We start from the raw sequence: 14,644 nt of genomic DNA, 5'->3' as shown, positions 1-14,644 counted from the left end.
GGCATGGGCTGGCTCTCGCGCTACCGGGAAAAACGGGCCAAGCGGGCGATTCGCAAGCTGCCGGCCATCGAGCGCGGGCAGGCGCGATTTGCCGCGCGTTACCCCCAGTACGCTTTCGGCGTGGGCAGCTATGGCGTGCCCGAGGTGCACGACTGGCAGGAGGGGACGACGCTGCGCATCGGCGCCTATTGCTCGATTGCCGAAGGCGTGCAGATTTTCCTGGGCGGGCATCATCGGGCCGACTGGGTAACCACTTACCCATTCCCGGCCATGCTGCCCGAGGCATCGGCCATCGAGGGCTATGCCTTCAGCCGCGGTGACGTGACCATCGGCAACGACGTATGGCTGTGCTCCAACTGCACGATCCTGTCGGGGGTTAGCATTGGCAGCGGGGCCATCGTGGCCGCTGGGGCCGTGGTGACCCGGGATGTGCCCGCTTACGCGGTGGTCGGCGGCAACCCGGCCAGCATCGTGCGCTGGCGATTTCCGGAAGCGGTGCGAGAGCAACTGCTGGCCAGCGCCTGGTGGGACTGGCCACCTGCCGAGATTGCCCATGTGGTGGGCAAGCTGTGCAGCGATGACATCCAGGCGTTTCTCGCCTATGCCGAGCGGCGCGCCTCAGGCCTGGTGGGTCGAGCCTGACTTCAGGTTCCCAGGCTTGGCCTGCGGGCGCTGGGCCAGGCGCTTGCCCAGGGCGATACCCGGCTTTTCCAGTAGGAGGAACGTGGCGCTACTCACGACCACCAACACGGTGCAGGCGACGGCGATCACGGCCATGAACGCCCCGCGGTCGTCGTAGGTGAACCCGTAAGAGGGGTAGAGGCGATAGGCGAGCCACCACAGCACCAGCCCATGGAGCAGGTACAGGCTATAGCTGATTTCACCCAGCCAGCGGGCACTGCGCAGGGCCAGGGCGCCCAGTAGGTCGTTGCCTGAGACGATGATGCAGAACACGAGGCTCAGCAGCAGCAGCGGGAACACCGCGAAGGTCTTGTGCAGCACCGTCATTACCAGCACCAGCAAGCCGATGGCCATCCAGGTGCCGTACCTGCCCTTGGCCCATTGCACCAGTGCCGGGCTGCGTACCCAGTAAACCGCCGCAATGCCGCCTGCAAAGCTCATCAGGTATTTCTTTTTCAGCGCATGTTCCCAGCCCACAAGCTTTGCCAGCAGGTACAGGGCGACCACGCAGGCAATGGCACTCAAGAGCGTACCGCGGTAGACGAACATCAGGCCCAGCAACGGCAGGGCCAGGTAGAAGTAGATTTCGTAGTTAAGGGTCCAGGTCACGTTCGAGATCAGGTTGCCGGTGCCGGCCAACTGGTTGATGTCGGGGCGGTGGAACAGCAGCCAGCCTGAAAGCTGTTGTGCCAGGGCGGTTGGCGTGTCGAGCAGCTTCCAGCCTTGCAGGTAGAACACCGTCACAAGCACCGCAGCCAGCAGGCCGAAATACAGCGGGTACAGGCGCATGACCCGGGAAATGGCAAAGGCTCGCCAATCGAAGGCGCGGCCCTGGCGCACCAGCCTGCTCCAGAACAGAAACCCGGTGATCATGAAGAACAGCGCGACGCTCGCTTGCCCGATCTGGGCGAAGAAGCGTTCGGGGGGCATGTTGATCTGGCCGGTGTGCTGGTAGTGCCAGGCAATGGCGGCATGGTGGATGAAGACCCCGAGTGCCAGGTAGCCCCTCAAGCCATCGAGAGTGGCCCAGCGCCCCGCCACCGGCTCAAGATGGCGCGCCACCCAAGGGCTGCGCAGCAGCAGCCCTGCCAGCAACAAGGCAAGGCCGAACACCAGGAAACTCAGCAGCGGCGCCAGATAGCCCATGTCAGCGTTCCGCTCCCGGGGCCAGTTCGAGCTTTTGGCGCAGGGCGTGGCTCATGGTCTGGCTGGCTGCTGCGCTGTAGCCTTCCAGCAGGGCCTGGACGTTTTCCTCGAACAGCCACTGCTTGTCTTCGGTGTAGCGCTGCATGTGGCGCAAATTGCGCTGGCGCAGCTCCGCCGACAGCGGCGAAGGCAGCAAGCGCATGTCGGCAAGGTCGATCAGGCCGAATTCACCGTTGTCCATCAGCAGTACGTTGCCCAGATGCAAGGACCGGAAGTAGACGCCTTGCTGGTGCAGACGCCCCATGAACCGCCCCATACGCTGCACCAGGGCCCGGCGTTCTGCCAGCGATGGGCAGGCCTGCAGCGCCTGGCGCACGGTCTGGCCTGCCAGGGGGATGTAGCGCACGCCTTGGGTGCCATCGGCGTAGTTCAGCAGTTCCACGACGGGGGGCGTGGGAATGCCTTCGAGTGCCAGTTGCTGGCTGTTCCTGGCAAAGCGGCGCGCGTAGGGGTAGAAGGCGCCGGCGGTGTACCAGGCGCGCGGGCGGAACAACTTCAGGAAGCTGCCATCTTGCAGCAGCAGGACCTTGGGGCCCAGCCCGTCCTCTTCGATGACGCGAGCACCCTCATGCAGCTGCCTGGCCTGCGCCTCGCTCAAGCGGGCGCGGTTGGCCGCCACCAGCCTGCCACCCCGGCGGGCGATGTTCAGCCCGGCGACCAGCGCCAGCGGAATCCACAGCAGGAACCAATGCTCCTTGGGCCGCGACAGGATACCGCCGCCCTCGGTCAGACCCGCACCGATGCCAAACACCAGCAGCGCCGAGGCCATCTGCAAGGCAGGGTGGGTGCGGTACTTCCAGCCGCTGTAAAGCGCGTAGACGATCATGCCCAGCCACGGCAGCAAGCCCAGGATGCCCACGTAATACAGCACGCCCATGACGAAACTGTGGGGCTCGCTCAGCAGGTAGCCCACGCCGACATCGATGGACAGGGGCGCGTCGTAGCCATGGCCGATCAGCGGGTGCTGGAGGAACAGGTCCCACGTAATGCGCCAGATATCGAAACGGTATGAGTCGCCGCGCGCCATGATCAACTGCGGGTCCACCACCAGCACCGCGACGATGAACAGCGGGGCGGCCAGGAACAGGGGGATCGAGCGACGGTCCAGGCAGAGCAGGGCGATCCAGTTCACCGCCAGGGTCATGGCCACCAGGGGCGTGCGGGAACCGGTGGCCACCACCGCGGCGAACATGACCGCAAAGGCCGCCATGCACAGCGACACGGTCAACGCCCGCTTGCCGTTGACCGCCATCCACAGCCAGTAGGTCCCGAAGAAACCGTACAGGTGCGAGCTGAGCAGCGGGTTGTCCAGAGCGCCGGCCCCGATCAGCCGGCTGCCCGGGGTGTAGGTGAGCATGAACGTGGTCAGGTCCCGCAGCGTGGCCAGCAGCGCCAGCAGCGCAGCGCCCAGGAACAGCCCCTTGAGCGCCTCGGGTCGGTAACGCAGCATCAGCCCGGTGCCCAGGAACAGCATCAGGGTGTGCAGGGGCCGCTTGATCAGGTTGTCCGCCTGCGCCGGCGAGGGTGACCAGCTCAGGCTGAGGATGGCGTAGCCGGCGAAGGCCACGAACAGCCACAGCAGCGGTTCACGAAACAGGGTTTTCAGTTCACGAGGCCGGACGCACAGCGCCAGCAGGGTCGGAATGCTGAAAAGACCGTAGTACAGCTTGTGGTGCAGGCTGCGTTCGGGCAGGAAGAACAGGGCACCGAGCAGCGCCAGCATGCCGGCCGGCAGCAGCCACAGGCACACGAAATCGAAAAAGCGGTTGCCGGCGTTGTGTAGGCTGCTTGGGAACATGGAGAAAGAGGGCCCAGGTCGAAAGAACGGGCAATGTTAACCCAGCTTTGCGCGCATTGCTGCTGGTAAGCGGCGGGGCCGAGTGGTCCGACGCCGCTGCCAACGTGTGGTAAAGTCAGCACCCCATTTTCAGCATGTTCCGTGATATGACAGACGCCAACGGCTCCCAGAGCCCATCGAGCATGAAGATCTATTTCCGTCTACTTGGTTATGTCCGACCCTACATCGGCGTGTTCCTGCTGAGTATCCTGGGCTTTCTGATCTTTGCATCGACCCAGCCAATGCTGGGCTACATCCTCAAGTATTTCGTCGACGGCCTGTCCAACCCGGATGCCTCGCTGTTTCCCAACGTCCCGCACCTGCGTGACCTGAACCTGCTGCACACGGTGCCGGCGCTGATCATCATCATCGCTGCCTGGCAGGGCCTGGGGTCGTTTCTGGGCAACTACTTCCTGGCCAAGGTCTCGCTGGGCCTGGTCCATGACCTGCGGGTGCAACTGTTCAATAACCTGCTGAGCCTGCCCAACCGCTACTTCGACCAGAACAACTCCGGGCACCTGATCTCGCGCATCACCTTCAACGTGACCATGGTCACCGGGGCGGCTACCGATGCCATCAAGGTGGTCATTCGCGAAGGCATGACGGTGGTGTTCCTGTTCGGTTCGCTGCTGCTGATGAACTGGCGCCTGACGCTGGTGATGCTGGCCATCCTGCCGCTGATCGCCTTCATGGTGGGCCGTGCCAGCAAGAAATTCCGCAAGCAGAGCAAGAAGATCCAGGTTGCCATGGGCGACGTCACCCACGTGGCGTCCGAGACCATTCAGGGCTACCGCGTGGTGCGCAGCTTCGGCGGTGAAGCCTACGAGCGCCAGCGCTTCCTCAAGGCCAGCCAGAGCAACACCGACAAGCAGCTGCGCATGACCCGCACCAGCGCCATCTATACGCCCCTGCTGCAACTGGTGATCTATGTTGCCATGGCCGTTCTGATGTTCCTGGTGCTGTACCTTCGTGGGGACGCCTCGGCAGGTGACATGGTGGCCTATATCACCCTGGCCGGCCTGCTGCCCAAGCCGATTCGCCAGCTTTCGGAAGTCAGTTCGACCATCCAGAAGGGCGTGGCCGGTGCCGAGAGTATCTTCGAGCAGCTCGACGAGCAGCGGGAAGTGGACAAGGGCACCGTCGAGCGCGATGCGGTCAGCGGGCGCCTGGAAGTTCGCAACCTCAGCTTCACCTACCCCGGTACCGATCGCCAGGTGCTGAGCGACATCAACTTCACCGTCGAGCCTGGGCAGATGGTCGCGCTGGTGGGCCGCTCCGGGAGCGGCAAGTCCACCCTGGCCGGCCTGATTCCACGCTTCTACCACCACAGCAGCGGCGAGATACTGCTCGATGGCGTGGAAATCGAAGACTTCAAGTTGCTCAACCTGCGTCGACACATCGCCCAGGTCAACCAGCATGTGACCTTGTTCAGCGACACCATCGCCAACAACATTGCCTACGGTGACCTGGCCGGCGCGCCGCGTGCCGACATCGAAGCGGCGGCCGAGGCGGCGTTTGCCAAGGATTTCGTCGATCAGTTGCCCAAGGGCTTCGATACCCAGATCGGCGAAAACGGCGTGTTGCTCTCCGGTGGCCAGCGCCAACGCCTGGCCATCGCCCGTGCGCTGTTGAAGAACTCGCCGTTGCTGATCCTGGACGAAGCGACTTCGGCTCTGGATACCGAATCCGAGCGGCACATCCAGGCTGCGCTGGACCGCGTGATGCAGGGGCGCACCACGTTGGTGATCGCGCATCGCCTGTCGACCATCGAGAAGGCCGACCAGATCCTGGTCATGGATCAGGGCCGCCTGGTGGAGCGGGGCACCCATGCCGAACTGCTGGCTGCCAACGGCTACTATGCCCGCCTGCACGCCATGGGCCTGGATGAGCCGGCCAAGGCCGACATCACCTGACCCTGCCCGCAAAGGGGGCCCAGCGCCCCTTCTGTTTCGGGGTATTCCTCAGCGCGAACTGGCCCTAAAGCCGCCAGCCACGCTGTGCTAATATCCCGTCCCTGTTCACTATTGTCATATGGGTTGCCCATGAAGTTGTCCATGCCGCGTTTCGATCAAGCCCCGGTACTGGTGGTCGGCGATGTCATGCTCGACCGCTACTGGCATGGCGGTACGTCGCGTATTTCGCCGGAAGCGCCAGTGCCGGTGGTCAAGGTCGATCAGATCGAGGATCGCCCAGGCGGTGCGGCCAACGTGGCCTTGAACATCGCCGCACTCGGCGCGCCGGCTTCCCTGGTGGGCGTCACCGGGCAGGACGAAGCTGCCGACAGCCTTTCCAACAGCCTGCAGGCGGCAGGCGTGCGTTCTGTGTTCCAGCGCATTGCGCACCAGCCGACCATCGTCAAGCTGCGGGTCATGAGCCGGCACCAGCAACTGCTGCGCATCGATTTCGAAGAATCCTTCGCCACCGACCCGGTATCGCTCAGCGCAGAAGTCGACGGTTTGCTCGAAGGCGTCAAGGTTCTGGTGCTGTCGGACTACGGCAAAGGCGCGCTGAAAAACCATCAGGCGTTGATCCAGGCTGCACGGGCCAAGGGCATCCCGGTGCTGGCCGACCCCAAGGGCAAGGATTTCTCCGTCTACCGCGGGGCCAGCCTGATCACCCCCAACCTCAGCGAGTTCGAGAACATCGTCGGCCGTTGTGCCGACGAGGCGGAGCTGGTTGCCAAGGGTTTGCAGCTGCTGCAGGAACTGGACATGGGCGCCTTGCTGGTGACCCGTGGCGAGCACGGCATGACCTTGCTGCGCGAGGGCCATCCGCCCCTGCACCTGCCAGCCCGTGCGCGTGAAGTGTTCGATGTGACCGGCGCAGGCGATACCGTGATCTCCACCCTTGCCGCCGCCATTGCCGCCGGTGAGGAACTGCCCCAGGCAGTGGCCCTGGCCAACCTGGCAGCGGGCATTGTCGTCGGCAAGCTCGGTACTGCGGCGATCAGCGCGCCGGAGCTGCGCCGCGCCATCCAGCGCGAAGAGGGCTCCGAGCGCGGGGTGCTGGGCCTTGAGCAATTGCTGGTGGCAATCGACGATGCCAGGGCGCACAACGAGCGCATCGTGTTCACCAACGGCTGCTTCGACATCTTGCATGCGGGCCATGTGACCTACCTGGAGCAGGCACGCGCGCAAGGCGATCGCCTGATCGTCGCGGTCAACGACGATGCCTCGGTCAGCCGGCTGAAGGGCCCGGGCCGGCCGATCAACAGCGTCGACCGCCGCATGGCCGTGCTGGCAGGCCTGGGCGCGGTGGACTGGGTGATCAGTTTCTCCGAGGGCACCCCGGAAAACCTGCTGAGCCAGGTCAAGCCGGATGTGCTGGTCAAAGGCGGCGACTACGGCATCGACCAAGTGGTTGGCGCCGACATCGTCAACGCCTATGGCGGCACCGTGAAAGTGCTGGGGCTGGTGGAAAACAGCTCTACCACCGCCATCGTCGAGAAAATCCGCAAGCACTGACAGGGCAGGGCCGCACGTCGGCCCTTGTTCAGCCGGTCCTGCGAGAGAAGCGTTACATGCCCGCTTCGGCCGTAATGCTGTTCACTTAGGGCCGCAGAGCGGCCCCATCTATCTCAAATGAACAGCGTTACGCTTCGGTCAGGGCTTGTGCAGCGAGGTACGCGCCCGCTTGAGCAGCGCTCGGGCCTTGGCACCGAACCGTTGCAGGTGGGAGGCGCGGGCTGGCTTGGGTTCCACCAGGCCTTGCTGACGCACCCAGTCCTTCCAGCGTATGCGTTCCTCGTTGACCACCCAGCCCTCCTGCCGCGCGAAGCTTTCGGCCAGGTACAACCCGCGTGTGCTGGCTGGCACCAGTTCGTCTTTCTTCAAGGTATACAGCTCGGCCAGGGGCTGGCCGTCCTGTAGCGGCATCAGGTACAGGTCCGGGCGCTTGCGGTTCAGCCGCGCCACCAACTGGTCACCCTCCAGGCGTTCGTCCACATGGAACAGGCTGAGTTTCTTGATCTCCCTTGGCACTTGCAGGCGCATGTCGTAGATCAGTTGCAGCGAAGCGGTCGGCAGGTGCACGTAGGCCCGGGGTCGTTCCAGCAGGACCAGGTTACCGCAGTAGACCGGGCGGGCGGCACCGGACTGCGGGGCCAGTTGAAAATGCGGCGTTTCTCGGTAGTGCAAGGCTGCTGCATAGGGCACCGGTAGCCAGGTGTCGTTGAAACGGCCGCCCAGCCAACCCTCGGTGGTTTCCAGCAGGCATTCCTCGGCCACTTCCTGCACGGCGGTGTGCAATGGCAGGTTCAGTTCCTGGGCGGGCACGTAGCCTGAGATCAGTTTCAACACCACGTCGCCACGGTCTTGCCGCCTTTGACGGACCAGCACCCAGTAGTCACGGTTCTGCCAGCTCAGCGTCAGGCGCACCGACACACCCAGGTTGGCAAGCTCGACCGCGAACCGCTGCGGGTCTGCCACCGCCACCGGTTTGCGACGTTGCTGGGTCTGGGCGAAATTGAGGGGCATGCCGGTGCCCTGGTAGAGAAGGCTTTCGGCCGTGGCCTCGACATGCAGCGGCAGCGTCTTGAAGTTGCTCGGGTTCTTACGTATCAGCGTTCGCGCCACGTTGCTCCTCCTTGCGACGGCTCACCCGGCGCGTGGCCAGGCAGACTCAATGCTGGCCCAGGATTCGGGCGACGGTGGCCACGTTATGGGCCAGGTGCAACGGGTTGATGGTGCCCACGATAGCACTGCTGACGCCTGGGTGGGCGAACAGCAGCTCGAAGCTGGCACGGACCGGGTCGACGCCGGGTGCCAGGCAGGCATGGCCGCTGGCCAGGGCCTTTTTAACCAAGATGGCCTTGCCGTGCTGCGCAGCGTAGTCGAGTACCGGTCGCTCCGCCTGTTCGTTCAGGTTGAAGGTCACCATGGCGCAGTCGCCTTGCTCCAACGCCTTCAAGCCTCCGGCCGCAGTCTTGCCTGAAAAGCCGAAACCCAGGAGCTTGCCTTCACGCTTGAGCGCGGCCAAGGTCTCATACACTTCCTGCTGCTCGAGGATGGCCAGGTCATTACCGTCGGAGTGCACCAGCACTAGGTCGATACGGTCGGTTTCCAGCCGGCGCAGGCTGCGTTCTACCGAGCGGCGGGTGTGGGCTGCGCTGAAATCGAAGCGCGATTGACCGCCGTCGTATTCCTCGCCCACCTTGCTCACCAGCACCCAGGCATCGCGCTGACCCCGCAGCAGCGGGCCAAGGCGCTCTTCACTACGGCCATAGGCGGGGGCGGTGTCGAGCAGGTTGATGCCCAGGTCGCGGGCCTGGCCGAGCAGCAGCCTGGCTTCATCGTCGCCGGGGATGGTGAAGCCTGAAGGGTATTTGACGCCCTGGTCCCGGCCAAGCTTGACCGTGCCCAGCCCCAGGGGCGAAACCTGCAAGCCCGTGCTGCCCAGGGGGCGATGCAGACCGTGGAGGGTTGGCAGGCTCATGGCAGCAGGGTCTCCCACGCAGGCTGGCCCAGCGGCGGGCGCGGCAAGTCGGTCAGGTCGGCCTGGGCCTGGGGCTGCACGGCGTCGCGTTGCAACTGGCGGATAACCCGATCGCTGAAATCAGGTGCCAGGGCCAGCTTGGTAGGCCAGCCCACCAGCAGCCGTTGCTGCTCGGCAAGAAACGCATTGTCCGGGCGCACCAGGCCGGACTGGGCAGGCTCGGCACGGTCCACCCGCAAGGTGGCCCAGTGCAGCTGGCTTTGATCCACCCAGGGCAGCAGGCTGGCCACTTCTTTCTGTGCCGCGGCGATCTGCTCGGCCGGCTCACGGGCCACCCCTTCGGCTTCGGCCAGCTCGCCGCCCAGGTACCACACCCACTGTCCGTCGGCGGCCGGGTGGGTGGTCACCGTCATGCGCGGCTTGGGGCCTGCGCCCAGGCAATGGGCATAGAGTGGCTTGAGGTTGGCCCCCTTGACCATCACCATGTGCAGGGGGCGGGTTTGCATGGCGGGCTGCTCGAGGCCCAGTGCCTGCAACAGGTCCGCGATGCCGGCGCCGGCGCTGAGCACGATGCGCTGGGCGCGGATGTCACGCCCATCCACACGCAGGCCCACCAGCTCGCCATCGTCGCGCAGCGGCTCGATGCGCTCGCCTGCCAAGAGGCTGTCACCGGCCAGTTCGGCCAGGTTGGCCAATAGGCTGGGCACGTCGATCACCAGCTCGGCCAAGCGATAGACCTTGCCCTTGAAGGCGCGGTCTTGCAGCGCCGCAGGCAATTGGTCGCCTTTGACCTGATCCACCCGGCCACGCACCGCCTTGCTGGCGAAGAAGCTGGTGAGGTTGCCGGCCAGGGTGCCTGGAGACCACAGGTAATGCGCATCGGACAGCAAGCGCGTGTGGCGCAGGTCCAGTTCGCCGTTGCCCGCCAAGGCTTCGCGCCAGCGGCGCGGCATGTCGGCAATCGCTTCCGAGGCGCCGGTCAAGGCCCCATGCAGCGCGTACTTGGTCCCGCCATGGATGATGCCCTGGGACTTGAGCGTCTGTGCGCCGCCTACCGTGGCGCGCTCCACCAGCACTGTCGAATAACCCAAGCGGCGCAAGCGGGCATTGAGCCAGAGGCCTGCGACCCCGGCGCCGACGATCAGCACGTCAGTGGAAATGGCAGATGGCATGGCGATACCTCGAAAACTGGGACAGCTGGCAAGTATACAGGCTCAGGATCGGATGCACGGGGTGGCGTGCGTCACGCATCCAGAGGCTGCTGCCAAGGCCCGGCTCAATGCCCCGTGGTCTTGGAGAACAACTGGATCACCACCACGCCGCCGACGATCATCGCCATGCCGAGTATCGCCGGGATGTCCAGCTTCTGCCCATAGATCACCAGTGCTGCCACGCTGATCAGGACGATACCGAGCCCAGACCAGATCGCGTAGGCGATGCCCACCGGAATGCTGCGCACCACCAGCGTCAGCATCCAGAACGCGATGCCGTAACCCACCACCATCAGCAGCAAAGGCAATGGCGTGCTAAGGCCTTTGACGGCCTTCATGGAAGCGGTGGCGACGACTTCGGCGCAGATGGCAATCGCAAGGTAGATGTAGGCGTTCATGACGGTTCTCCATTCGATGGGCGCATTCTAGGCCGTACTCGGATGCGGTAAAGTCATTACCTATCTGACAAGGAGATAGGTGGATGGCCGAGCAATGGAGTCTGGATCAGCTGCGCACGTTCCTGCGAGTGGCTGAGCTGCGTTCGTTTTCGGCGGTTGCACGCGAACAGCACAAGGCTCAGTCAGCGATCAGCAGCGCCATCGCCCTGCTCGAAGCGGACCTTGGGGTCACCTTGTTCGAACGCAGCAGTGGGCGCCAACCGAAGCTCACCGCAAACGGCGAAGCGCTGCTTGCCGATGCCCGTGAGCTGCTGCGCCAATGCGAGCGCCTGGACGGGCGGGCCCTGGCACTGATGCGTGGCCAGGAAGCACTGCTGCGGGTGGCGCAGGATGAGGCGATGCCGTATCAGCCTGTCATCGACAGCCTGGATGAGCTGGCAACCTGTTACCCCTTTCTGGAAGTGCAACTGGCCAGCGGCGCGCAGGGCGATGTCGCGCGCAAGCTGGTGGAGCGGCGCGCCGACTTGGGGTTGTTCTTTCACCACGAGCGCATACCGGCGTCGCTTGAACGGCGGGCCTTGGGTAGCGTGGAAATGGTCACGGTCTGCGCCGTCGGCCACCCTTTGGCGCAGGCCGGACGGGTGGACCGACAGCAACTGGCACGCCATCGACAGCTGCTGATTACGCCCCAGCAGAGCGGTTACCCGGGGGGTGAGGCGATCAGCCCGCAGGTATGGCGGGCCGACAGCTTCTATGCCATGGCCGAACTGCTGATGCGTGGGCTGGGCTGGGCCTGGCTGCCGCGCCATGTGGTGCAGTACCCCACCTATCAGGCGCACATGGTAGAGCTGGCCAGCGACTGGCGGCCACCGGCGCTGGTGGTGGAGCTTGCCTGGCGTCGGGACGAACCGCTGGGGCCTGCTGCGCAGTGGCTGGCGGAGCGCTTTGCGGTGCATTTGCGTGCGATCGGGTAAACTGCGTCGCCATGAACAGAACCCTCTACACTTTGCTGTTTCACCTGGGCCTGCCCTTGCTGGCGCTGCGCCTGTACTTGCGCGCGCGCAAGGCCCCTGCCTACGGCCGCCGCCTCGGTGAGCGGTTCGCCTTCAGGCTACCGGCCATGCGCAAAGGCGGCATCTGGGTGCATGCCGTCTCGGTGGGCGAAAGCATTGCAGCCGCGCCCATGGTGCGCGCCCTGCTCAAGGCCTACCCTGAGCTGCCGATTACACTGACGTGCATGACGCCCACCGGGTCGGAGCGTATTCGCGCCCTGTTCGGCGATGAACCCCGGGTCCAGCATTGCTACTTGCCATATGACCTGCCGTGGGCGGCAGGGCGCTTTCTCGACCATGTGCAGCCAAGGCTGGGCGTGATCATGGAAACCGAACTCTGGCCCAATCACATCCATCAGTGCGCCAGGCGTGGCATTCCCGTGGCGCTGGCCAACGCGCGCTTGTCAGAACGCTCGGCCCGTGGCTACGGGCGGTTTGCCAGGCTGACCCGGCCCATGCTGGCCGAAATGAGCCTGATTGCTGCGCAGACTGAAGTCGAAGCCCAGCGCTTTCTTGCACTCGGAGCGCGTACTGGCTGCGTGCAGGTGACCGGCTCGATCAAGTTCGACCTGAAGATCGATGAGCACCTGGTGTCGCGGGCCCAGGCCTTGCGCCAGCAATGGGCCGCCGCTTCGCGCCCGGTGTGGATCGCCGCCAGCACCCATGATGGCGAAGATGCCCTGGTCCTGCAGGCGCACCGGCAGTTGCTGCAGGTGCATGGGGATGCGCTGTTGATCCTGGTGCCCCGGCATCCGGAGCGCTTTGAGGCGGTCCATGCCTTGTGCAGCCAGCAGTTTGCCACGGTGCGTCGCTCCACCGGGCTGCCGGTGCTTGCACAAACCCAAGTGCTGCTGGGCGACACCATGGGTGAGTTGCTGTTCTTGTATGCCCTTGCCGACATGGCGTTCGTCGGCGGCAGCCTGGTGCCGACTGGCGGGCACAACCCGTTGGAACCGGCAGCCCTGGCGCTACCGGTGCTGATGGGGCCGCACGTGTTCAATTTTCTCGAGATCAGTGCCATGTTGCGCGAGGCGGGCGGGTTGCAGCAGGTCGATGACGCCCAGGGGCTGGCCGGTGCCGTGCAGCGGCTGGTCGAATTACCGCAAGATGCCCGGCGCATGGGTGAGGCGGGCAGGGCGGTGATGAGGGCCAATCAGGGGGCGTTGCAGCGCTTGCTCGAGGGGTTGGAAAAGTTGATGCCCTGAGCTCACCACGGGGGCGATGGCTGCGGTTGCCGTGATCAGGGGGGCCGCTTTTGCGGCCCATCTTGCAGTTCGGACAGCCCGCCCTCAGGGCCTGCGCTCGAAATTCTTCGCCGCCGCTGCCGCCAGGTCCGGAGGCAGGAAATCCTTGTCCGGGTTGTAGTCGGGTTTCAGGTAGCGCTTGAGGTCCTGCAGGTCTTGCGGGCTCAGCGTACCGGCTGCCTGTTTCAGGCTCAGGTTGTCGAGGATGTAGGCGTACCGGCTGTTGTTGTAGTCGCGCACCGAGGTGTACAGCTGGCGCTGGGCGTCGAGCACATCGACGATGTTGCGGGTGCCCACCTGATAGCCGATTTCGGTAGCCTCAAGTGCGCTCTGGTTGGAAATGATCGACTGCTTGCGCGCCTGCACCTGTTCGACGTCGGTGTTCACCGCGCGGTGCAGGTTGCGGGTATTCTCCACCACCTGGCGGCGCAGGCTTTCGCGCTGCTGCTCGCTCTGGCTCAGGCGTTGGTAGGCTTCGCGTACCTGTGAACTGGTCAGCCCGCCGCTGTAGATGGGGATGTTCAACTGCAAGCCAACGGTGGTCTGCTCCACGTCGCCGCCATAGCGAACACCCAGCGGTGAAGGGTTGCTAAAGCCCAGGTTGTCGTTGTCACCCTTCTGGTATTTGGCCACGGCATCCACGGTCGGGGCGTGACCGGCCTTGCGCTGACGCAGCGTTTCTTGCGCCGCGGACACTGCGTAGTTGGTCGCCAGCAGGTTGAGGTTCTGCCGGCCTGCAGTTTCGACCCAGGCCTTGGCGTCGTTGGGCACGGGCACCTGCACCGGCAGGCTGTGCACCACGCCCTGGATAGCGGTGTATTCCCGGTTGGTCAGGGTGACCAACGCCTCGAAGGCGTCCTGCACCTGACGGTCGGCGATGATGCGGTTGGCGCGGGCCGTGTCGTAACTGGCCTGGGACTGCAGCACGTCGGTCTTGTCCGAAAGCCCCACGTCGAAACGCTCGTTGGACTGGTCGAGCTGACGCTTGAGGGCCGCTTCCTCGGCCTTGCTGGCCGCCAGGTTGTCCTGGGCGCGCAGCACCGCGAAGTAGCTTTGCGCCGTCTGCAGGATCAGGTTCTGCTCGGTGGCAGACAGCTCCAGCGCGGCCTGTTCGTTGAACGCTTCGGCAGCCTGCAACTGGAACCAGCGGTCGGCGCGGAAGATGGGCTGGGCCAGGGTCGCGCTCCAGGCATTGCCGCTGCGGTTGGATGTGATCGAAGGTTCGTCGAGCTTGGTGCGGGTGCTTTGCATTTCGGCACCGGCCGACAGGTTGGGCAGCAAGCCGGCACGGGCCTGGGGCACGATTTCGCGACGCGCGCCGTAGTCGGCGCGAGCGGCGGCCAGATCAGCGTTGTTCTGTACCGCTTCCTGGTAAACGCTCACCAGATCGGTCTTCACCGTAGCCGGCACGTCCGCTGCCCAGGCCATCGTCTGGGACGCACAAGACACGGCCAGGGCCAGTGAGAGTTTGCGCAGCATAGGGGCAATCCTTGTACGAAATGTAATTACTGAACTGTTGAGTTTCGTGTGATAACGCAGTGTAGTGCCACGCGCACCGGGCAACAATCACCCCGGATGCCGT

General features: G+C 64.6%; 12 protein-coding genes. 5 read left to right on the top strand and 7 right to left on the bottom strand.

What is annotated here, in order from left to right; all coding sequences use genetic code 11:
• Window positions 1–3: 3 nt before the first annotated feature.
• Window positions 4–642: a CatB-related O-acetyltransferase gene (locus tag FS777_RS01430; RefSeq protein ID WP_058638908.1), complete on the top strand. Its 639-nt coding sequence runs from the start codon at window positions 4–6 to the stop codon at window positions 640–642.
• Here FS777_RS01430 and FS777_RS01425 read toward each other — a convergent pair.
• Window positions 619–1,827, bottom strand: coding sequence for an acyltransferase (locus FS777_RS01425; protein WP_078477892.1), 1,209 nt, complete (start codon window positions 1,825–1,827; stop codon window positions 619–621). The two genes, FS777_RS01430 and FS777_RS01425, sit on opposite strands and share 24 nt — an antisense overlap.
• Before the next feature lies 1 nt (window position 1,828).
• Entirely contained in the window at window positions 1,829–3,685 is a 1,857-nt protein-coding gene (locus tag FS777_RS01420; RefSeq protein ID WP_058604010.1) for a bifunctional O-antigen ligase/aminoglycoside phosphotransferase family protein, read from the bottom strand.
• A 146-nt stretch (window positions 3,686–3,831) separates the two neighbouring features.
• Here FS777_RS01420 and msbA point away from each other — a divergent pair, with 146 nt between their 5' ends.
• Both msbA and hldE read left to right on the top strand, forming a co-directional pair.
• The gene (gene msbA / locus FS777_RS01415) at window positions 3,832–5,637 is read left to right on the top strand and encodes a lipid A export permease/ATP-binding protein MsbA (RefSeq protein ID WP_058604009.1); all 1,806 of its coding nucleotides are present in this window, start codon (window positions 3,832–3,834) and stop codon (window positions 5,635–5,637) included.
• A 129-nt stretch (window positions 5,638–5,766) separates the two neighbouring features.
• Entirely contained in the window at window positions 5,767–7,188 is a 1,422-nt protein-coding gene (hldE, locus tag FS777_RS01410; RefSeq protein ID WP_023532960.1) for a bifunctional D-glycero-beta-D-manno-heptose-7-phosphate kinase/D-glycero-beta-D-manno-heptose 1-phosphate adenylyltransferase HldE, read from the top strand.
• Window positions 7,189–7,326: 138 nt separating this feature from the next.
• Here the strand turns inward: hldE and FS777_RS01405 are convergent, their stop codons facing one another.
• The 4 genes from FS777_RS01405 to FS777_RS01390 all read right to left on the bottom strand — a co-directional run bounded on the left by FS777_RS01405 (window position 7,327) and on the right by FS777_RS01390 (window position 10,766).
• A complete protein-coding gene (locus FS777_RS01405; RefSeq protein ID WP_058604008.1) occupies window positions 7,327–8,298 on the bottom strand; it encodes a hypothetical protein in 972 nt (323 codons plus the stop codon).
• A gap of 46 nt (window positions 8,299–8,344) precedes the next feature.
• Window positions 8,345–9,157 carry an aldo/keto reductase gene (locus tag FS777_RS01400; protein WP_100850678.1) on the bottom strand — a complete coding sequence of 271 codons (813 nt, stop codon included), beginning with the start codon at window positions 9,155–9,157 and terminating at the stop codon, window positions 8,345–8,347.
• Window positions 9,154–10,329 (bottom strand): FAD-binding oxidoreductase, encoded by a 1,176-nt coding sequence (locus tag FS777_RS01395; RefSeq protein WP_145253690.1) that lies wholly within the window; start codon window positions 10,327–10,329, stop codon window positions 9,154–9,156. The genes FS777_RS01400 and FS777_RS01395 overlap by 4 nt, the downstream gene beginning before the upstream one ends.
• Window positions 10,330–10,433: 104 nt before the next feature.
• Window positions 10,434–10,766 carry a multidrug efflux SMR transporter gene (locus tag FS777_RS01390; protein WP_145253687.1) on the bottom strand — a complete coding sequence of 111 codons (333 nt, stop codon included), beginning with the start codon at window positions 10,764–10,766 and terminating at the stop codon, window positions 10,434–10,436.
• A gap of 83 nt (window positions 10,767–10,849) precedes the next feature.
• On the opposite strand from FS777_RS01390, the gene FS777_RS01385 reads away from it, so the two are divergent.
• Entirely contained in the window at window positions 10,850–11,740 is an 891-nt protein-coding gene (locus FS777_RS01385) for a LysR family transcriptional regulator (RefSeq protein WP_058604004.1), read from the top strand.
• 11 nt (window positions 11,741–11,751) lie between these two features.
• A complete protein-coding gene (waaA, locus tag FS777_RS01380) occupies window positions 11,752–13,023 on the top strand; it encodes a lipid IV(A) 3-deoxy-D-manno-octulosonic acid transferase (RefSeq protein ID WP_058638915.1) in 1,272 nt (423 codons plus the stop codon).
• 84 nt (window positions 13,024–13,107) lie between these two features.
• Here the strand turns inward: waaA and FS777_RS01375 are convergent, their stop codons facing one another.
• Window positions 13,108–14,541, bottom strand: coding sequence for a TolC family outer membrane protein (locus tag FS777_RS01375; protein WP_058638916.1), 1,434 nt, complete (start codon window positions 14,539–14,541; stop codon window positions 13,108–13,110).
• Between the last annotated feature and the right edge of the window lie 103 nt (window positions 14,542–14,644).

Origin of the sequence: Pseudomonas sp. DE0157 (assembly GCF_007678615.1) — a bacterium.
Classification (GTDB): Bacteria; Pseudomonadota; Gammaproteobacteria; order Pseudomonadales; family Pseudomonadaceae; genus Aquipseudomonas; species Aquipseudomonas parafulva_B.
Note: the sequence above shows the minus strand (reverse complement) of the source record. Positions and strands in the feature narration are given on the sequence as shown.